This window comes from Achromobacter aloeverae (assembly GCF_004121055.1).
GTDB classification, from domain to species: domain Bacteria; phylum Pseudomonadota; class Gammaproteobacteria; order Burkholderiales; family Burkholderiaceae_B; genus Bordetella_C; species Bordetella_C aloeverae.
The window spans coordinates 347,753-366,759 of sequence record NZ_PYAL01000005.1 but is presented as its reverse complement, the minus strand read 5'-3'; the positions used below and the strand labels follow the sequence as shown (position 1 = coordinate 366,759).

Sequence of the window (19,007 nt, the reverse complement as noted above, 5' to 3'; positions counted from 1 at the left end):
CGCGAGACGCCGGGGCATAAGCTTAGCGCGCCGGATAAGCGGATCGTAAATGAGTTCGAGCTATAAGGATCAGCGGCCGTCGCGCCCCTGCGGCCCGCCCGGGCCACGCGCCCTGAGAAAGGGGTCGCATAGAGGCCGCATAGGGGCCGCATAGGGGTCGCGCAGGGGTCGCGCCACGCATGCAACGTGCCCAGGGCGTAGCCGCCCCGTCAGTCGTAGGATCGCGCGTCCTCGATGACCTTGCCGTCATTAGGCAAGGTGCCGGGCGCATGCACTTCGACCTCCGCCCGCAGCTTGGTGACGTCGCGCACCGACTCGGCAATGGCCTGCGCCAACTCCGCGGGCGCCCCGTCGGCCTCGACCCGCAGCACCATGCGGTCGGCCCCCGTCGCCCCCGTGATCACCAGCCGACCGCGCCCGGCTTGCGGATGACGCCGCAGGATCTCCGCCACTTGCGACGGATGCACGAACAGGCCTCGCACCTTGGTCGTCTGGTCGGCCCGCCCCATCCAGCCGCGCAGGCGCAGGTTCGTGCGGCCGCAGGGCGACTGGCCCGGCAACACGGCGGACAGGTCGCCCGTGCCGAAGCGCACCAGCGGGTAGTCCGGGTTGAGCGTGGTCACCACCACCTCGCCAACCTCCCCCTCCCGGACAGGATCGCCGGTGCCCGGGCGCACGATCTCGACGATGATGTCCTCGCCCACCACCAGGCCCTCGCGGGCCTCGGTCTCGAAGGCGATCAATCCCAGGTCGGCGCTGCCGTAGGCCTGGTAGCCCTGCACGCCGCGCGCCGACAGCCAGTCGCGCAGCGAAGGGGGAAAGGCCTCGCCGGAAACCAGCGCGTGCCGCAAGGTATCGAGCCGCACGCCCAGTTCCTCGGCCTTTTCCAGGATGATCTTCAGGAAGCTGGGCGTACCCGTGTAGCCGCTGGGCCCGAGGTCGCGGATGGCCATGACCTGCTGCTCGGTCTGCCCGGTGCCACCGGGAAAGACGGTGCAGCCAACGGCATGCGCGGCGGTCTCCATCATCGATCCGGCCGGCGTGAAGTGATAGGAGAAGCAGTTGTAGGTCAGCTGTCCCTCGCGAAAGCCGGCGGCGTACAGCGCGCGGCCGAAACGCCAGTAGTCGGGACGACCGCTCTCCGGTTCGTAGATGGGGCCCGGCGACGCGAAGACCCGCAAGGCCCGCCCCCATCCGAGGGTAGCGTAGCCGCCGAAGGCCTTTTCCGCGCTGGCCGGCCCCGGGGCGGCGCGGCTGCGCTGCTGGCCTTCCAGCAATTCATGCTTGCGCAGCACCGGCAAGGCCGCCAGCGCGGCTCGCGAGGTAATGGCGCGCGCGTCGACGCCGGCCAGCTGCCGCGCCAGGGCCGGCGCCCGCGCCTGCGCATGGGCGATGGCGCCCGGCAGGGCCGTCATCAAGGCCTGCTCGCGCTGCTCGGGCGCGCGCGTCTCCAGGCCATCGAAGAAATTGGACATATGCCCGGTCTCCGTCAAAGGACGGCGGCGTTCGCGGCCGCCGCAGGGGAATCCCTCACGCCAGCCAGCGCTTGCGCCGGCGATAGAACTTGGTGTCGCGGAAGCTCTTGCGCGCGCCGCTGGAAATACCCAGGTAGAACTCCTTGACGTCTTCATTGGCGCTCAATGCATCGGCGGCGCCGTCCATGACCACGCGGCCGTTTTCCAGGATGTAGCCGTAATCGGCGTAGCGCAGGGCGATATTGGTGTTCTGCTCGGCCAGCAGGAAACTGACGCCCTCGCGTTGGTTGAGGTCGCGCACGATCTGGAAGATTTCCTCGACGATCTGCGGCGCCAGGCCCATCGAGGGTTCATCCAGCAGGATCATGTTGGGACTGGCCATCAACGCGCGCCCGATGGCCGTCATCTGCTGCTCGCCGCCCGAGGTATAGCCCGCCTGGCTGGTCCGGCGCTGCTTCAGGCGGGGAAAATATTGGTACACGCGCTCCAGCGCCTCCTGGGTGTCGCCCCGTCCGAGCCGGCGCGTATAGGCGCCTGCCAGCAGGTTTTCCTCCACCGTGAGATGCGCGAAGCAGTGCCGGCCCTCCATCACCTGCACCACGCCGCGCTGGACCAGTTCGGCCGGCGACAGGCGCTCCACCCGCTCGTCGCGATAGCGGATCTGGCCCTTGGTGACGTCGCCGCGTTCGCCCTTGAGCAGGTTGGACACGGCGCGCAGGGTGGTGGTCTTGCCCGCGCCGTTGGCGCCCAGCAAGGCCACGATCCTGCCTTCCGGCACTTGCAGGGATACCCCCTTCAGCACCAGGATGACATGGTTGTAGATGACCTCGATACCGTTGACGTCCAGCAGCACCGGCGGCGCCGCGGCATCCCCGGCGACGGGAGGCGATGTGTTCATACAGGAACTCCTTGCAAAACCCCTGGGCCGGCCACGGCCATGCGTGCGGTGGCACGCATGGCCCGCGCCCCGCCTACCCCCCGCAATTGACCGGCGTGATGTTCTTGTCCTTGGCGTACTTCGCCGCCTCGGACTTCACCAGCGGTCCGACCATGTTGGGATCGGCCTGGTACCAGTCCGACGCCACCTTGAACTGCTTGCCGTCCCACTGCACGATGCGGGCCCAGTCAGCCCCGATGTGGTTGGCGCAGGACGTCTTGAAGGGCCGCACGATGCCGCCGAAGCCCAGCTTGTCCAGCTTCTCCTGCGTCATGTCCAGGTTCTCGAAGCCCCAGCGCACCTGTTCCGGCGTCACGGACTTGCCCTTGCCGTATTTCTCCTGCGCCGTGCGTATGGCCTCGACCTGCAACATGGAAATAATCATGCCGCGCGTGTGGGCGATGGTGCCCAGCGTCGTGTTGTTGCGGTCGCTGCCCTGGCCCTTGTCATAGACGTACTTCTTCAGGTCCTGCATGACCTTGCCCTGCTCGCCGCTGTTATGGATGGTGATCGCGTTGTACCCCTTGGCGACCTCGCCCAGGTCCTTGACGTCGCCCTCGGAGCCGGCCCACCAGATCGCGTACATCTTGTCGCGCGGATAGCCGCTGGCCTGGGCCTCGCGGATGGCGGTGGGCGTCATGATGCCCGCGCTCCACAACAGCACGTAGTTGGGCCGGGCCTGGCGAATCTGCAGCCAGGTCGATTTCTGCTCGACGCCGGGCGCCGTGACCGGATACAGCTGCAACTCGAAGCCGTTGGCGGCGGCGCGCTTTTGCAGCAAGGGGATGGGTTCCTTGCCATAGGGCGAATCGTGATAGACCAGGGCGATCTTCTTGCCCTTGAGCTTGTCCATTCCGCCTTCCTTCTTGGCGATGTCCTGGATCATCACGTCGGCGGCGGTCCAGTAGGTGCCCAGCAGGGGGAAGTTCCACTGGAAGACGGAACCGTCGGCGGCCTGCGACAGGCCGTAGCCCACGGTCTCCACCGTCACCTTGTCCAGCGGCGCCTTGTCCGTCACCGCGAAGGTGATCCCGGTGGATTGCGTGTCGAATCCGGATGCGCCGGTCGGGGCATGGGTCTTCAGGCGCTCGTAGCACTCCACGCCCTTGTCGGTGGCGTAGGCGGTTTCGCATTCCTCGTAGGTGATCTTGACGCCGTTGACGCCGCCGTCGCGCTCATTGACCAGTTTCAGGTAGTCGAGCTTGCCGTCGGCCCAGGGAATGCCCAGGGGCGCGAAGGAGCCGGTGCGGTACACCAACAGCGGCACGAACTGCTCGTCCGCCAGCGCCGGCAAGCTGGCGCTGCCCAGCGCGCCGCCCAGGGCGAGCGCGGCGGCCGCGTATTTCAGGTTCAAACGCTTCATCTCCACTACCTCCAGGGGGTGCTCTCTGGCACCGTGATAGACCCGGTCCGCGCCGGGTGAACGCGTGCAGCCAGTGCCGGTATCGCCTGCGGCGTACCGTGCCGGATGCGCCAAGCTCCGCGTCGCGGCCGTCTCAATACGGAAACGGCCACAAGCGCAATTTCTCCTTGCCGATGCTCCACAAGCGCGCCAGGCCATGCGGCTCGGCGATCAGGAAAGTGACGATCAGCGCGCCGAACACCATGTGCTCGATGTGCGAAGCCGTGTCCACGGCCAGCGGCAGGCCCAGCATGCCAGGGATATTCGACAGCAGCACGGGCACCAGCACGATGAAGGCCGCGCCGAAGAAGCTGCCGACGATGGAACCCAGGCCGCCGATGATGACCATGAATAGCAGCTGGAACGAACGGGTCAGGTCGAACGCCAGCGGCTCCCAGGACCCCAGGTGGATGAAGCCCCACAGGGCGCCCGCTACGCCGACGATGAAGGAGCTGACGGCAAAGGCGGTCAGCTTGGCGTGCATGGGCCGGATGCCGATCACCGACGCCGCCACGTCCATGTCGCGTATGGCCATCCACTCGCGCCCCACGGCGCCGCGCACGAGATTCTTGACCAGCAGCGTGAACACGCACACCAGGGCCAGCACGAAGAGGTACTTCTCCATCGCGCTTTGCAGCGGCAGGCCGAAGACGCTGAGCGGGGGCACCGACACATTGCCGGAAGACGAATAATTGGTGAAGTACGGGATGCGCAGGAATGCCCAATCGACGAAGAACTGCGCGGCCAGCGTCGCCACCGCCAGGTACAGGCCCCGGATCCGCAGGCTGGGAATTCCGAACACAACGCCGACCACGGTGGCGCACAGGCCGCCCAGGACGATCTGCAGCAGCAGCGGCATGGCGGGGATGCGCACGCCGAAATTCCAGGCCGCATACGCGCCGACCGCCATGAACGCGCCCGTGCCCAGCGAAATCTGGCCGCAATACCCCACCAGCACATTCAGGCCCACGGCGGCGAGCGAGAGTATCAGGAAAGGGATCAGGATGGCCCGCAGCAGGTAGTCGCTGGCCAGCAGCGGCACGCCGACGAAGGCCACGGCCAGTAGCAGCAGAATGAAGATGCGATCCTGCCGGATCGGGAAAATCTGCTGGTCGGCCAGGTAGCTGGTCTTGAACTGGCCGTTCTCGCGGTACAGCATGACTTGTCTCCTCTGCCCGATTGGACGCTGACGCTGGACGCTAGACGCGGTCGATGATCTTTTCGCCGAACAGGCCTTGCGGCCGGAACAGCAGGAAGACCAGCGCCAGCACATAGGCGAACCAGATTTCGATGCCGCCGCCGACCAGCGACCCCAGGTAGACCTCGGAAAGCTTTTCGCCCACGCCGATGATCAGGCCGCCCAGGATGGCGCCCGGCACCGAGGTCAGGCCGCCCAGTATCACCACCGGCAAGGCCCGCAAAGCCGCGGTGGACAGCGTGAATTGCACGCCGAACTTCGATCCCCAGATCACGCCGGCCACCAGCGCCACCAGTCCCGCCACGCTCCACACCACCACCCAGATGCGGTTCAGGGGTATCCCGATGGACTGCGCCGCCTGGTGGTCGTCGGCCACCGCGCGCAAGGCGCGGCCGGTGGACGTGTACTGGAAGAACAGCGCCAGGGCAGCCACCAGCAGCGCCGCCACCACCGCCGCGGTGAGGTCTTCCAGGTTGATCAGCAGGCCGCCGTCAAAGACGGAGTCGAGGATGATGGCGGGGTCCTTGGGCATGCCGACGTTGATCGAATACACCGAGCTGCCGAAGGAGATCTGGCCCAGGCCGTCGAGGAAATAGCTGATGCCCAGCGTCGCCATCAGCAAGGTGGTCGCTTCCTGGTTCACCAGGTGGCGCAGCACGAATTTCTCCACCGCCACCGCCAGCGCGAACATCACCGCCGCCGCGGCGATGAACGCCAGCACGTTGCCCAGCAAGGCGTTCTGGAAACCCAGCCAGCGCGGAATCCACTCTGAAAAACGCGCCATCGCCAACGCCGCCACCAGCACCATGGCGCCCTGGGCGAAATTGAAGACGCCGGAAGCCTTGAAGATCAGCACGAAACCCAGGCCGATCAGGGCATAAAGCATGCCGCTCATCAGGCCGCCAAACAGCGTTTCGAGAAAAAAGCCCATGTCGTTTCCTCCGCGCCTCAGTGCGCGACGCCCAGATAGGCGCGGATCACATCGGGATTGGCCCGCACCTCGTCGGGCTCGCCATCACCGATCTTCTTGCCGTAGTCCAGCACCACCACGCGGTCGGAGATGTCCATCACCACGCCCATGTCGTGCTCGATCAGGACGATGGTCGTTCCGAACTCGTCGTTGACGTCCAGGATGTAGCGGCTCATGTCCTGCTTTTCCTCGATATTCATGCCCGCCATCGGTTCGTCCAGTAGCAGCAGGCGCGGCTCCATGGCCAGCGCACGGCCCAGGTCGACGCGCTTCTGCAAGCCGTAGGGCAGGCGTCCCACCGGCACCTTGCGGTAGGCCTGGATCTCCAGGAAGTCGATGATGTTCTCGACGAATTCACGGTGGCGGCTTTCCTCGCGCGCGGCCGGGCCGATGCGCAGGGCCTGCGCCAGCAAGCCGCTCTTCATGCGCAGGTTGCGGCCGGTCATGATGTTGTCCAGCACGCTCATGCCCTTGAACAGCGCAAGGTTCTGGAAAGTGCGCGCGATGCCCATCTCCGCCGCGCGGCGCGGCGTCATGCGCGCATAGTGCTGGCCGGCGAAGACGATGGCGCCTTGCTGCGGCGTATAGACGCCGTTGATGACGTTGAGCATGGAGCTCTTGCCGGCGCCGTTGGGCCCGATGATGGCGCGGATCTCGTGCTCGCGCACGTTGAAGGAAATATCCGTCAGCGCCTTGACCCCGCCGAAGGACAGCGAGATGTTCTGCATGTCGAGGATGACGCCGCCGCTGCGCCGCGTGCGCGCGCCCTGCCCCGGGACGATCCGGTCCGCGGCGGCGGAGGCGGCGCCGACGGGAGCGCCCGGCGCCGCGGAAGCCCCGCTGGCGGCGTCCGCGTGTCCCGCCGGCGGCGCGGGCGCCGCGGCGCCGACCGTGTCGCGCAGCGCCGTGGAGGCGCCCGTGGCGGCGGCGGTGGTGCCAGGCATCGAAACGGCTAGTCTCATGTCAGGCCGCCTCCCCGGCCAGCGCGGGGAAAACCCGCGCGTCGCGCAGCTTCAGGTCCGCGGCGATGCGGCCGGTGCGACCATCCTCGAATTTCACTTCGGTCTCGATATACTGCGTGGCCCGCCCCGCGAACAGCGCGTCCACCAGCACGGCGTACTTCTGCGCGATGAAGGCGCGCCGGACCTTGCGCGTGCGCGTCAATTCGTCGTCGTCCGGGTCCAGTTCCTTGTGCAGGATGAGGAAGCGCCGCACTTGCGACGCCGCCAGGCGGGGATCGCGCGCCAGGTCCGCGTTCGCCTGCTCGACGCAGCCCAGGATCAGCTCATGGACTTCGTCCTTGCCGGCCAGGTCGGTATAGCCGGCGTAGGCCAGCCCGCGCCGTTCGGCCCAGTTGCCGACGGCCTCCAGGTCGATATTGATGAACGCGCAGACCTGGTCGCGGCCGGCGCCGAAGGCCACCACTTCCTTGATGTGCGGGAAGAACTTCAGCTTGTTCTCGATGTACTTGGGCGCGAACAGGCTGCCGTCGGCCAGCTTGCCGACATCCTTGGCGCGATCGATGATCTTCAGCTGGCCGTCCTGGTCCAGGTAGCCGGCGTCGCCGGTATGGAACCAGCCATCCTCGCCGCGGGCCTCCAGCGTGGCGGCCGGATTGCGGTAGTACTCCTTGAACAGGCCCGGGCTGCGCACCAGGATCTCGCCGTTGTCGGCAACCCTGATCTCCACGCCCGCCACCGGCGGACCCACGGTATCGGCGCGCACCTTGCCGTCGGGCTGCACGCAGACGAACACCGATGTCTCGGTCGACCCGTACAACTGCTTGAGATTGATGCCCAGGGAACGATAGAAGGTGAAAAGGTCCGGCCCGATGGCCTCGCCGGCGGTGTAGGCCACGCGCACGCGGCTCATGCCCAGCGCGTTGCGCAGCGGACCGTAGATCAGCACGTCGCCCAGCGCATAGCGCAGGCGGTCGTACAGGCCCACCGGCTCCCCGTCCAGGATGCGCACGCCGACCCGGCGCGCCAGGTTCATGCAGGCCTTGAACAGGCGGCGCTTCAGGTAGCCGGCGTCCTCCATGCGTATCAGCACGCGCGTCAGCAGGTCTTCCAGGATGCGCGGCGGCGCGAAGTAATACGTCGGCCCGATATCGCGCATATCGATGGCCACGGTGGACGGCGACTCCGGGTGATTGACGGTAAAGCCGGTGACCAGGAGTTGCGTGTACGAGAACATGTTCTGCCCTATCCATGCCGGCGGCAGATAGGCCAGCACGTCCTCGCGGTCGGTCAGCTTTTCCATGTCCTGCACCGCGCGGGCCCGGTCGATCAGCGCCGCGTGGGTCAGCACCACGCCCTTGGGCTTGCCGGTGGTACCGGAGGTGTAGAACATGGCCGCGGTGTCTTGCGGGCGCACGGCCTGTGCCGCGCGGTCGAAGAACCCGTCATCCCGCGCCGCGTGTTCGTCCCCGGCGGCAAGCAGCTCGTCGAAGGACATCAGCATGGGGTCGCTGTAGTGGCGCAATCCGCGCGGATCGTCGTAGACGACGCAGCGCAGGTCCGGGCAGGACTCCCGCAACTCCAGCATCTTGTCGACCTGCTCCTGGTTCTCGGCGATCACCACGCCAATGGCGGCGTCCTGCAGCACATAGGCCATTTCCTGCGCGACGGCGTCCTGGTACATCGGCACCGGTATCGCGCCCAGCGCCTGGGCCGCCATCATGGAAATATAGAGACGCGGCCGATTCTCGCCGACCACGGCCACGTGCTGGCCGGGGACGACGCCCTGGGCGGCCAGGCCGTGCGCGACGCGGCGCGCCAGGGCCGCCACCTGGGTCCAGGTCAGCGCCTGCCAGATACCCAGGTCCTTTTCGCGGATGGCGGGACGGTCGCCGCGCACGCGCGCATGCGCCATCAGCAGGGAGGGAAAGGTGTCCGTCACCTCCGGCATCGGCGAGGATGCAAACAGGTCTTGCGCCACGTTGTCTCCTCTGCGGGTCCGGACGCATCGCTGGTTCCGACGTCACGATGGCGGGATCGGGACACCTCCTGGCGCGGCCTCCGGCCCTGGTCGTTGTAGGTATCGGGCTGCGCTTAAGGTATAAGGTTAAAAACCCGCCAACTGTCGCTCCTACGACATTTCATAGCCTTTTAGGGTATATCCCGATGCAGCATGCCGAATCATTGCAGTTGGCCGCCGCGTGGCTCCGTGTGCTGACCGCGCAGGAGCAGGCGCGCGTGCTCAAGGATGTCACCATCCAGCAGGTAAGCGCGGGGACCATCATCGAGCGCAAGGGCGAGCCCGGCCAGGCCTGGATAGGCGTCCTGGCGGGGCTGGTGAAGGTTTCCGTGGGCAACGCGGACGGCAAGCTGGCTTCGCTGACGGGCGTGCCGGCGGGCGGATGGATAGGCGAAGGCACCCTGCTCAAGCGCGAAATCCGCAAATACGATGTCGTCGCCCTGCGCGACTCCGTCGTGGCGCGCCTGCCGGCGGCGACTTTTGAATTCCTGCTGGATACCAGCATCCCCTTCAACCGCTACCTGTTGCAGCAGCTCAACGAACGGGTGGCGCAATTCATCGGCAAGGCGGAAAACGACCGCCTGCTCGATACCGACGCGCGCGTCGCGCGCTGCCTGGCCGAGTTGTTCAATCCCCTGCTCTACCCCGGCATGGGCATGAAGCTGGCCATCACCCAGGAAGAGGTGGGCTACCTGGCCAGGGTGTCGCGCCAGCGCGCCAACCAGGCCCTGGGCGCGCTGGAGGCAGCCGGATTGTTGCGCGTGGAATATGGCGGGGTGCGGGTCCTGGACCTGGAAGGGTTGAAGCATTACGGGGAGGATCCCTTGGCGGGCAAGGGTCTTCCCTGAGCATTCTCCTTCAGGCGCAACCCGCCTTTTCCAGCTTTTCCTTCAGCTCCTTCGGATAGGGCGCGCCCAGCCAGCGGCGCGCGCCGGGACCGCCCCGGCCGACCAGGTCGTCGGGATTCGCCAGCTTGCAGTGCTTGAGCGACAGGCAGCCGCAGCCTATGCAGTGGTCCAGGTCCATGTTCAGGCGCTGCAGCTCTTCGATCCGCTGGGTGACATGCTGCTTCCAATCGCGCGACAGCCGCCGCCAGTCCTGGTTGGTGGGCAGGGTGTCGGTAGGTAGCCGCGCCAGCTGCCGGCCGATGTCCTCCAGGCTGTAGCCTATCTTCTGCGCGAAGATGATGAAGGCCACGCGCCGCAACGTGGACCGCGGGTAATAGCGCCGGGAGCTGCCCTGGCGCGACGAGGCGATCAGCCCCATCGACTCGTAGTAGCGCAGGGCCGACGCGGCCACCCCGCTGCGCCTGGCGACCTCGCTGATAGGGAGCAGGGGATCGGCCGGCCGGGCACTGGCGCGGCCGTCGGCGGGATTCCTGGCCGTCTTGCCGGGACGGCTGTTGGTGGAGGCTGGAGCGGTCATCATGACTCCCTTTCAAGGACGTGGTCTTGATTGACTTCAAGTTTACTTTAACTTGTACATTCGCCCGGCCCTGTCCCGAGTCATGCGAAAAATGCCCGCAACCCGTCGCCTGCCGTCCCCGGCAACCTCCCTGTTCGCCACCGCGCTGGCCCTTGCCCTTACTGCCTGCGATCCACCGGCCCAGCATGCCCCGGCGCCGCCCGCCGAGGTGGGGGTGGTCACCGTCACGCCGCGCAGCGTCGAATTGACGGATGAATACAACGGCCGCGTCGAGGCGGTCAACGCAGCCCGCATATTGCCTCGCGTCGGTGGCTACCTGGACCGCGTGGCGTACAAGGAAGGCGAGCAGGTCGCCCAGGGGGCGGTGCTGTTCGTGATCGACCAGCGGCCCTATCGCATCGCGCTGGACCGCGCGCAAGCGCAGCTACAGCGGGCGCGGGCCACGGCGCGGCTGGCCCAGGTGCAGTTCAAGCGCGTAAGCGCCCTGTACGCGGCGCGCGCGACATCCCAGGAGGAGCTGGACACCACGCGCGCGGCGGCCGAGCAGGCCCGCGCCGACGAACAGGCCGCCGAGGCCGCCGTTGCCGATGCCCGCCTGAACCTTGACTACACCGAGGTGCGCGCGCCGGTGGCCGGGCGCGCGGGCCGGGCCATGCTGACAGCCGGCAACCTGGCCGTCGCCAACCAGTCCCTGCTGACCTCGGTGGTGGCGCAAGACCCCGTCTACGTCTATTTCGACTGCGACGAGCAAAGCTACCTGCGCTACACCGCCGCCCGCGGCGCTTCCCAGGACCGCGCCATCTCGGCCAATATGGTGCGCGTGGGCCTGGCCAACGAAGCCGGCTTCCCGCACGCGGGCCGCGTCGATTTCCTCGACAACCAGGTCGATCCGGTGACGGGCACCATACGCGCCCGCGTGCGGCTGGACAACCCTGGCGGCATATTCACCCCCGGCCTGTACGCGCGCGTGCAGCTGGTGACCGGCACCGCGCCGCGGGCCCTGCTGGTGGATGACAAGGCCGTGCTGACGGACCAGGACCGCAAATACCTGTACGTGGTGTCGGCGGACGGCAAGGCGCTGCGCCGCGAAGTGTCCGTGGGGCGCGCGGTCGGCGGACAGCGCATCATCGAAGCGGGCCTGCGGGACGGCGACCGGGTGGCGGTGGACGGCACCCAGAAGGTGTTCTATTCCGGCGCGCCGGTCAAGGCGGTTCCCTACGCCACGCAGAGCGCGTCCGCGAAATAAAGGGAAGACGACATGGACTTTTCCCGCTTCTTCATCGACCGGCCGATCTTCGCCATCGTCCTGTCCATCATCATCTTCGCCCTGGGCGCGATCGCCATCCCATTGCTGCCCGCGGGCGAGTACCCGGAGGTGGTGCCGCCCAGCGTGGTCGTGCGCGCCACCTACCCAGGCGCCAACCCGAAGGAAATCGCCGAATCGGTGGCCGTTCCGCTGGAAGAAGCGATCAACGGCGTCGAAGGCATCCTGTACATGAAGTCCGTGGCGGGTTCGGACGGCAGCCTGCAGGTGGTGATCACCTTCGCCGCCGGCGTCGACCCCGACACCGCGGCGGTGCGCGTGCAGAACCGGGTCAGCCAGGCCTTGTCGCGCCTGCCGGAAGAGGTACGGCAATACGGCGTGACGACGCAGAAGCAGTCGCCCACGCCGCTGATGTACGTAAGCTTCCATTCGCCAGGCGGCAAGCTGGATTCGCTCTACCTGCGCAACTACCTGACGCTGCACGTCAAGGACGAGCTCTCCCGGCTGGCCGGCATCGGCGACGTCAGCCTGCTGGGCTCGGGTGAATACGCCATGCGCATCTGGCTGGACCCCGAGCGCCTGGCGGCGCGCGGCATGACGGCCAGCGATGTCATCGGCGCGGTGCGCGAACAGAACGTGCAGGTCTCCGCCGGGCAGATCGGCGCCGAGCCGGCGCCGCGCGGCAACGATTTCCTGGTCCCTATCAATGTCCGCGGCCGGCTGCGCACGGCGGAGGAATTTGGCGGCATCGTGCTCAAACAGGGCGGCGACGGCCAGGTGGTTCGGCTGGCCGACGTGGCACGGGTGCAGCTGGGGTCCAGCGACTATACGTTGCGGTCCTTCATCGACGAGCATCCTTCCGCGTCCCTGGGCATCTTCCTGACGCCGGGCGCCAACTCCCTGGCGGTGGCCAGGACGGTCTACGCCAAGCTGGACGAACTGGCGAAGAAATTCCCGCCCGGCATGTCCTACAAGCCGGTCTGGGACCCCACCGTGTTCGTGCGCGAGTCCATAGGCGCGGTGCAGCACACGCTGATCGAAGCGGTGCTGCTGGTGGTGCTGGTGGTCATACTTTTCCTGCAGACCTGGCGCGCGTCCATCATCCCGCTGTTGGCCGTGCCGGTGTCCGTGGTGGGCACCTTCGCGTGGCTGTACCTGCTGGGTTACTCGATCAACACGTTGACGCTCTTCGGGCTGGTGCTGGCCATCGGCATCGTGGTCGACGACGCCATCGTGGTCGTGGAGAACGTCGAGCGCAACCTCGAACGTGGACTGTCGCCGCGCGACGCGGCGCACCAGGCCATGCGCGAAGTCTCGGGACCCATCATCGCCATCGCGCTGGTGCTGTGCGCGGTTTTCGTGCCCATGGCCTTCATGAGCGGCGTGACCGGGCAGTTCTACAAGCAGTTCGCGGTGACCATCGCCATTTCGACGGTGATCTCGGCGGTCAACTCCCTGACCTTGTCGCCCGCCCTGGCGGCCAGGCTGCTGCGTCCTCACGACGCCAGGAAGGACCGGCTTTCACGCGCCATCGACGCCGGTTTCGGCTGGCTCTTCAAGCCCTTCAATCGCTTCTTCCAGCGCAGTTCGGACGGCTATCACGGCGTGGTGGGCCGCACGCTCAAGCATCGCGGCGTGGTCTTCCTCGTCTACGTGGCCCTGCTGGGCGCCAGCGTCCTGCTGCTGCGCATCGTGCCGGCCGGCTTCATTCCCGACCAGGACAAGCTCTACCTGTTCGCCGGCGCCAAGCTTCCGGAGGGCGCGTCGCTGCAACGCACCGACGAAATGGCCAGGCAGATCACCGACATCGCCCTGCACACGGACGGCGTGGAAATGGTCCCCGGATTCAGCGGGTTCAACGCCTTGCAGATGACGAACACGCCCAATTCGACCAATCTCTATATCATCCTGAAACCCTTCGGCGAGCGTACCCGCAGCGCCCGGGAAATCAACGCCGACCTGAGCGCCAGGCTCGCGGGCCTGCGCGGCGGCTTCGCCTACGCGCTGATGCCGCCGCCCATTTCGGGCCTGGGCAATGGCTCGGGCTACTCCCTGTATCTCGAAGACCGCGGCGGCCTGGGCTATGGCGCCTTGCAACAGGCCCTGGACAAGCTGAGCGGAGCCATCGCGCGCACGCCCGGCATGGGGTTCCCGGTCAGCACCTATCAAGCCAACATCCCGCAGATCGAGGTCAAGATCGATCGCGTCAAGGCCAAGGCCCAGGGGGTCGCGCTGAACGACCTGTTTTCTACCTTGCAGGTCTACCTGGGGTCGATATACGTCAACGACTTCAATCTCTTCGGCCGCGTTTACCGCGTCATGGCGCAGGCCGATGTGCGGCATCGGCAGACCGCGGAGGATATCGGCCGCCTGCGCGTGCGCAACGCGGCCGGCGACATGGTTCCCATCGGTTCGATGGTGACACTGGCGGACGACTACGGACCCGACCCGGTGTTGCGCTACAACGGCCATCCCGCGGCGGACCTGATAGGTTCGGTCGATCCCAAGGCGATGTCGTCGGGCGAGATGATCGCGACCATCGAGCGTCTTGCCAGGGAAGTGCTGCCGACCGGCATCGCGCTTGAGTGGACGGACCTCAGCTACCAGCAGGTGACGCAAAGCAATGCGGCCGTGGTGGTGTTCCCGCTGGCGCTGCTGCTGGTCTTCCTGGTGCTGGCCGCGTTGTATGAGAGCTGGACCCTGCCCCTGGCCGTGATCCTGATCGTGCCGGTATGCCTGTGCGCGGCCTTGTTCGGCGTCTGGCTGGCCGGGGGCGACAACAACGTATTCGTGCAGGTGGGCATGGTGGTGCTGATGGGGCTGGCCTGCAAGAACGCCATCCTGATCGTGGAGTTCGCCCGCGAGCTGGAGCTGCGCGCGGGCAAGGACCCGGTGCAGGCGGCGTTGGAAGCCTGCCGGCTGCGGCTGCGTCCCATCGTGATGACATCGGTGGCCTTCGTCGCCGGCGCCGTGCCCTTGCTGGTCGGCAGCGGGGCAGGCAGCGAGATCCGCTACGCCACCGGCGTCACGGTCTTCGCGGGGATGCTGGGCGTAACCGTTTTCGGGCTGTTCCTGACGCCGGTGTTCTATGTCGCCATCCGCAAGCTGGCCGGCGGCCGGGCCCTGGTCTCGCATGGGCCGGTCGAAGGAGTACATGAATGAGTACGGCAATGATGAAGCATGCGATGCCGGCGCTGGCCTTGCCACTGACGCTGGCGCTGTTGGCTGGCTGCGCGGTCGGGCCGGACTATGAGCGGCCGGTGCAGGCGGTGCCCGCGCATTTCGCGCGCGCGGACATGGAGGTGGGTACGGATACGGGTACCGATATGAATACCCCCGCGCAGCCGCCCGCCGACGCGGACGCCCAATTCTGGCGCGGCTTCGGTGACGACCGGCTGGCGGCACTGGTAGGCCAGGCACTGATGGCGAACCAGGACCTGAAACTGGCGCTGGCCCGCTACGACGCCGCCAACGCGCTACTGGCCAACGCCAGGCTGGACCGCTATCCGACCGTGACCGCCAGCGGCCAGGTCGGCCATCAGCTCTTGAGCAAGGACCAGGCCTTCGGCGCGCCACGGTCCGAACGCGATACGCCGACGTCCAGCTTGCAGGCCAACGCCAGCTGGGAGCTGGACCTGTTCGGCCGCGTGCGCCGCGGTATCGAGGCGCAACAGGCGGAAGTCGCCGCCAGCGCCGCCGACGCGAGGGCGATGCGCGTGGCCGTGGCGGCCGAAGTGGCCAGCGCCTATGTCGCCTTGCGCGGCGCGCAGGCCAGGCTGCGCATCGCACGCGCCAACGCGGAGAACCAGAAGCAGACGCTGACGCTCATCCAGGCCCGCATCGACGCCGGCCGCGGGTCCGACCTGGACCTCGCGCGCGCCCGGGCGCAGTGGGAAACCACGGCCTCGCGCGTCGCGGTCCACGAGGCCACGATAGGCGTGTCCGAGCACCGGCTGGCCGTCCTGACGGCGCGGCCCGCCGAGTCCATCATCCGCGAACTCGACGCGCCCGGGCCGCTGCCGCGCCTGGACCCTGCCATCGATCCCGGCACCCCGGCCGGCATGCTGCGTCGGCGGCCCGATGTCGCCGCCGCCGAAGCGCGCCTGCACGCCGCCACGGCGCGCATCGGCGTGGCCACCGCCGACCTGTTTCCCCGGCTCACGCTGGGCGGCCTGATCGGCAGCGCCAGCTATTCCTATGGGGTATTCCGTTCCGGCAGCGACACCAACCTCATCGCCCTGGGCGTGGATTGGTCATTCCTGGATATCGGACGCGTGCGCGCCCGCATTGCCGCCAGCCATGCCGACGCCACCGGCCTGCTGGCGCAATACCAGCAGACGGTGCAACTGGCGCTGGAGGACACCGAAAACGCTTTATTGCGTTCGGCCCGCATAGGCGAGGAAGCCGGGCACCTGCAACGCGCCGCCAGCGACAGCGCGGCGGCCGTCCGCCTGGCCGATGCACGCTTCAGGGCGGGAGCGATCGACTACTACCAACTGCTGGACGCGCAGCGCGAGCAGTTGCAGGCCCAGGATGCCGCCGCCGACGCCGACACACGCGGCGCCGCCGCGGCCATCGCCCTGTACAAGGCGCTGGCCGGGGGCTGGAATGCCGCCGGTCCGGCGAGCTGACCCGGGCGCCGAGCCCGGCCCCGGCGCCCAGGGCGCCCGGAAATCAGTGGGACCCGCCGAGATACGCCGCCACGACGGCGGGATCGTGCCGTAGCTTGTCCGGCGTGCCGTGCACCGAGATGCGGCCGTTCTCCAGCACGTAGCCATAGTCCGCCACGTTCAGCGCCGCCGCGGCGAACTGCTCCACCAGCAACATCGTCACGCCCTGCTCCTTCAGTCGGCCGATGATGCGGAAGACCTCTTCGACCAGAATCGGCGCGAGTCCCATGGACGGCTCGTCCAGCAGCACCAGTTCGGGGTTCAGCATGACCGCCCGCGCCATGGCCAGCATCTGTTGCTCGCCGCCGGACAGCGTGCCTGCCAGCTGGGTGCGCCTCTCCTTCAAGCGCGGGAACAGGTCCATGGCGCGCTCCAGGTCGCCATCGACGTCGCCGCGCGGGCGCTTGCCCGTCAGGCGCGGATAGGCCCCCAGCCGCAAGTTGTCGGACACCGACAGGGTGGGGAACACGCGCCGTCCTTCCGGCGAATGCGCCAGGCCCAGGCGCGCGATGCGGTGCGAGTCCAACCCGTCTATACGCTGCGCGCCCAGCGTGATCTCGCCGGCCGTGGGCTTGATCATGCCCGACAACGCACGCATCGTGGTGGTCTTGCCGGCGCCGTTGGAGCCGATCAAGGTCACCACTTTGGCCTTGGGAACATCCATGCTGATGCCGTGCAGGACCTTGACCTTGCCATACCCAGCTTCGAGGTTCTTGATGGATAACATGTCCGGTTTCCGTTCTTCGATGCGTCGCGCCCGGCCTCAGGCCGCCGATCCGCCCAGGTAGGCTTCCACCACCTTGGGATTGGCTTGCACTTCGGCCGGCAAGCCTTCGGCGATCTTCTGGCCGAAGTCCAGCACCGACACCGTATCGCATACGCCCATCACCACGTCCATGTGGTGTTCGATGAGGATCAGGGTGATGCCGTGGTCGCGCACCTTGCGGATGATCACCAGCAGCTCGGCGATGTCGGGCGCCGTCAATCCCGCGGCGGGCTCGTCCAGCAGCAGGAGCTGCGGGTCCAGCGCCAGCGCGCGGGCGATTTCCAGCAGGCGCTGCTTGCCGTAGGGCAGGTTGCGCGCTTCCTCGTCCGCCAGGTTTTCCAGGCCGACGAACTCCAGCAGGGCCAGGGCGCGCGCGCGCGCCGCGTTCTCCTCGCGTTTCCAGCGCGGCGTGCGCAAGGCGATGTTGGTCAGGCCGGTGCGGAAGGTGTGATGCAGGCCGACCAGGACGTTTTCCAGCGCCGTCATCTCGCCGAACAGCGCCACGTTCTGGAACGTCCGCGCCACGCCGGCCGACGCGATCTGCGCCGGCACCAGGCCCACCAGGGAACGGCCGCCGAACTCCACCTTGCCCGCCGTCGGGACATAGATGCCGCTCAACACGTTCATCATGGTGCTCTTGCCGGAACCATTGGGACCGATCAAGCCATGGATGGAGCCACGGCGCACCACCAGGTCCACCTGGTTCAAGGCGCGCAGGCCGCCGAATTGCATCAGGATGCCCTTCGCGGTCAGCAGTTCCTGACCCTGGTCGGCGCGCGCCTGCGGCACGGCGTCCGCGTCGCGCACCAGCTCCTTCTTCACCGCCAGCGCCGCCCGGTGCGTGTTGAAGAACAGGTTGCGCACGAAGCCGACGATGCCGTCCGGCAGGTAGTACACGACGAAAAGAATCATCAGGCCGAAGATGGTCAGGCGCCAGTCCGTCAGCGCCTCCATCCAATAGGCCAGCACCGTCAGGGCCACCGTGCCGATCACCGGCACCGCCATGCGCCGCGGCGTGGTGCGCTGCTTCGCGATCGCCACGGCGCCGCCTATGACCACCAGCAGCGCCAGGCTCAGCGCGATCAGGCGAAAGGTTGCGATGTCATCCAGCATCTTGGGCAGCAGCACCACGATGGCCGCGCCCAGCAGCGCGCCGACGCGCGTCTTGCGCCCGCCCATGATGATGGCCAGCAGGAACAGGATGGTGAGTTCGAAGTTGTAGGTGTTGGGCGAGATGTACTGTTCGGAGTAGGAATAAAGCCCGCCCGCCAGGCCGGCGAAGCCGGCGCTGATGACGAAGGCCACCACCTTGTAGCGGTACACCGATACGCCCATGCAGTCCGCGGCGATGGGGCTGTCCCGCAGCGCTTCGAAGGTACGGCCGATATGCGACTTCAGGATGCGGTGCACGACCAGCAGCGACAACACCAGCAGGGCGCCGACGAGCCAGAAGTATTCGCGCTTGTCTAGCATGTGCCCGCCGATGACGGGTTTGTTCAGCTTGATGCCCATCGGCCCTTCGGTCAGGAAGCTCATCTCGTTGATGAGAATCTGGATGATGGTGCCGAAGGCGAGCGTGACCATCGCCAGGTAGGGGCCGATCACCCGCAGTGCCGGCAGGGCCAGGATGGCGCCGAAGCAGGCGGCGATGGCGATGGCCGCCGGCAGCGTGAGCCAGATCGGCCATTGCAGGTGGAAGAACAGCACGCCCACGGCATAGGAACCAATGCCGAACAGGCCGGCATGGCCCAGCGACACCTGCCCCGTGTAGCCCACCACGATGTCCAGCCCGAACAGCAGGATGGCGTAGATCATGATGGTTTCGACCAGGTGCAGGTAATACGGGTTGCCCACGGCCAGCGGCATGCCGACCAGGAAGGCGATGCCAAGAATCGAGGCGATCAGGGTAAGCGGTTTCATC

14 protein-coding genes are annotated in these 19,007 nt (G+C 67.2%); 4 read left to right on the top strand and 10 right to left on the bottom strand.

The window, feature by feature from the left end:
* Positions 1-209: 209 nt before the first annotated feature.
* The 7 genes from C7R54_RS18400 to C7R54_RS18370 form a co-directional block, all read right to left on the bottom strand.
* Positions 210-1,475 (bottom strand): phenylacetate--CoA ligase family protein, encoded by a 1,266-nt coding sequence (locus tag C7R54_RS18400; protein ID WP_129151866.1) that lies wholly within the window; start codon positions 1,473-1,475, stop codon positions 210-212.
* A gap of 55 nt (positions 1,476-1,530) precedes the next feature.
* Entirely contained in the window at positions 1,531-2,373 is an 843-nt protein-coding gene (locus C7R54_RS18395) for an ABC transporter ATP-binding protein (RefSeq protein WP_129151865.1), read from the bottom strand.
* Positions 2,374-2,446: 73 nt separating this feature from the next.
* Entirely contained in the window at positions 2,447-3,775 is a 1,329-nt protein-coding gene (locus tag C7R54_RS18390) for an ABC transporter substrate-binding protein (RefSeq protein WP_192903691.1), read from the bottom strand.
* 133 nt (positions 3,776-3,908) lie between these two features.
* Complete coding sequence (locus C7R54_RS18385) at positions 3,909-4,973, bottom strand: branched-chain amino acid ABC transporter permease (protein ID WP_129151863.1); 1,065 nt, start codon at positions 4,971-4,973, stop codon at positions 3,909-3,911.
* Positions 4,974-5,013: 40 nt separating this feature from the next.
* On the bottom strand, positions 5,014-5,943 hold the full coding sequence (locus tag C7R54_RS18380; RefSeq protein WP_129151862.1) for a branched-chain amino acid ABC transporter permease: 930 nt from the start codon (positions 5,941-5,943) through the stop codon (positions 5,014-5,016).
* 17 nt (positions 5,944-5,960) lie between these two features.
* Positions 5,961-6,710 carry an ABC transporter ATP-binding protein gene (locus C7R54_RS18375; RefSeq protein ID WP_129152050.1) on the bottom strand — a complete coding sequence of 250 codons (750 nt, stop codon included), beginning with the start codon at positions 6,708-6,710 and terminating at the stop codon, positions 5,961-5,963.
* A gap of 235 nt (positions 6,711-6,945) precedes the next feature.
* Positions 6,946-8,892, bottom strand: coding sequence for an AMP-dependent synthetase/ligase (locus C7R54_RS18370; RefSeq protein ID WP_192903698.1), 1,947 nt, complete (start codon positions 8,890-8,892; stop codon positions 6,946-6,948).
* A 215-nt stretch (positions 8,893-9,107) separates the two neighbouring features.
* Here C7R54_RS18370 and C7R54_RS18365 point away from each other — a divergent pair, with 215 nt between their 5' ends.
* The gene (locus tag C7R54_RS18365; RefSeq protein ID WP_129151860.1) at positions 9,108-9,809 is read left to right on the top strand and encodes a Crp/Fnr family transcriptional regulator; all 702 of its coding nucleotides are present in this window, start codon (positions 9,108-9,110) and stop codon (positions 9,807-9,809) included.
* Between the two features lie 10 nt (positions 9,810-9,819).
* Here the strand turns inward: C7R54_RS18365 and soxR are convergent, their stop codons facing one another.
* On the bottom strand, positions 9,820-10,389 hold the full coding sequence (gene soxR / locus C7R54_RS18360; protein WP_240039591.1) for a redox-sensitive transcriptional activator SoxR: 570 nt from the start codon (positions 10,387-10,389) through the stop codon (positions 9,820-9,822).
* Positions 10,390-10,477: 88 nt separating this feature from the next.
* Between soxR and C7R54_RS18355 the strand changes: the two genes are divergently transcribed.
* From C7R54_RS18355 to C7R54_RS18345, 3 genes are read left to right on the top strand one after another with little or no spacing between them, the layout of a single operon-like run.
* Entirely contained in the window at positions 10,478-11,632 is a 1,155-nt protein-coding gene (locus tag C7R54_RS18355) for an efflux RND transporter periplasmic adaptor subunit (protein WP_129151859.1), read from the top strand.
* A 12-nt stretch (positions 11,633-11,644) separates the two neighbouring features.
* Entirely contained in the window at positions 11,645-14,812 is a 3,168-nt protein-coding gene (locus C7R54_RS18350) for an efflux RND transporter permease subunit (protein ID WP_129151858.1), read from the top strand.
* Positions 14,809-16,281 carry an efflux transporter outer membrane subunit gene (locus tag C7R54_RS18345; protein WP_129151857.1) on the top strand — a complete coding sequence of 491 codons (1,473 nt, stop codon included), beginning with the start codon at positions 14,809-14,811 and terminating at the stop codon, positions 16,279-16,281. The genes C7R54_RS18350 and C7R54_RS18345 overlap by 4 nt, the downstream gene beginning before the upstream one ends.
* Positions 16,282-16,324: 43 nt before the next feature.
* Here C7R54_RS18345 and C7R54_RS18340 read toward each other — a convergent pair whose 3' ends face one another.
* Positions 16,325-17,047, bottom strand: a complete 723-nt coding sequence (locus C7R54_RS18340) for an ABC transporter ATP-binding protein (protein WP_129151856.1) — start codon at positions 17,045-17,047, stop codon at positions 16,325-16,327.
* Positions 17,048-17,083: 36 nt separating this feature from the next.
* Positions 17,084-19,006: a branched-chain amino acid ABC transporter ATP-binding protein/permease gene (locus C7R54_RS18335; protein WP_129152048.1), complete on the bottom strand. Its 1,923-nt coding sequence runs from the start codon at positions 19,004-19,006 to the stop codon at positions 17,084-17,086.
* Position 19,007: the final 1 nt, after the last annotated feature.

What these genes read in the sequence shown, in the direction of transcription:
- C7R54_RS18390 (WP_192903691.1), bottom strand. Translation starts at nt 3,775, where the DNA reads ATGAAGCGTTTGAACCTGAAATACGCGGCCGCCGCGCTCGCCCTGGGC.
- C7R54_RS18385 (WP_129151863.1), bottom strand. Translation starts at nt 4,973, where the DNA reads ATGCTGTACCGCGAGAACGGCCAGTTCAAGACCAGCTACCTGGCCGAC.
- C7R54_RS18375 (WP_129152050.1), bottom strand. Translation starts at nt 6,710, where the DNA reads ATGCAGAACATCTCGCTGTCCTTCGGCGGGGTCAAGGCGCTGACGGAT.
- C7R54_RS18335 (WP_129152048.1), bottom strand. Translation starts at nt 19,006, where the DNA reads ATGAAACCGCTTACCCTGATCGCCTCGATTCTTGGCATCGCCTTCCTG.
- C7R54_RS18395 (WP_129151865.1), bottom strand. Translation starts at nt 2,373, where the DNA reads ATGAACACATCGCCTCCCGTCGCCGGGGATGCCGCGGCGCCGCCGGTG.
- soxR (WP_240039591.1), bottom strand. Translation starts at nt 10,389, where the DNA reads ATGATGACCGCTCCAGCCTCCACCAACAGCCGTCCCGGCAAGACGGCC.
- C7R54_RS18380 (WP_129151862.1), bottom strand. Translation starts at nt 5,943, where the DNA reads ATGGGCTTTTTTCTCGAAACGCTGTTTGGCGGCCTGATGAGCGGCATG.
- C7R54_RS18355 (WP_129151859.1), top strand. Translation starts at nt 10,478, where the DNA reads ATGCCCGCAACCCGTCGCCTGCCGTCCCCGGCAACCTCCCTGTTCGCC.
- C7R54_RS18345 (WP_129151857.1), top strand. Translation starts at nt 14,809, where the DNA reads ATGAGTACGGCAATGATGAAGCATGCGATGCCGGCGCTGGCCTTGCCA.
- C7R54_RS18370 (WP_192903698.1), bottom strand. Translation starts at nt 8,892, where the DNA reads ATGCCGGAGGTGACGGACACCTTTCCCTCCCTGCTGATGGCGCATGCG.
- C7R54_RS18400 (WP_129151866.1), bottom strand. Translation starts at nt 1,475, where the DNA reads ATGTCCAATTTCTTCGATGGCCTGGAGACGCGCGCGCCCGAGCAGCGC.
- C7R54_RS18340 (WP_129151856.1), bottom strand. Translation starts at nt 17,047, where the DNA reads ATGTTATCCATCAAGAACCTCGAAGCTGGGTATGGCAAGGTCAAGGTC.
- C7R54_RS18365 (WP_129151860.1), top strand. Translation starts at nt 9,108, where the DNA reads ATGCAGCATGCCGAATCATTGCAGTTGGCCGCCGCGTGGCTCCGTGTG.
- C7R54_RS18350 (WP_129151858.1), top strand. Translation starts at nt 11,645, where the DNA reads ATGGACTTTTCCCGCTTCTTCATCGACCGGCCGATCTTCGCCATCGTC.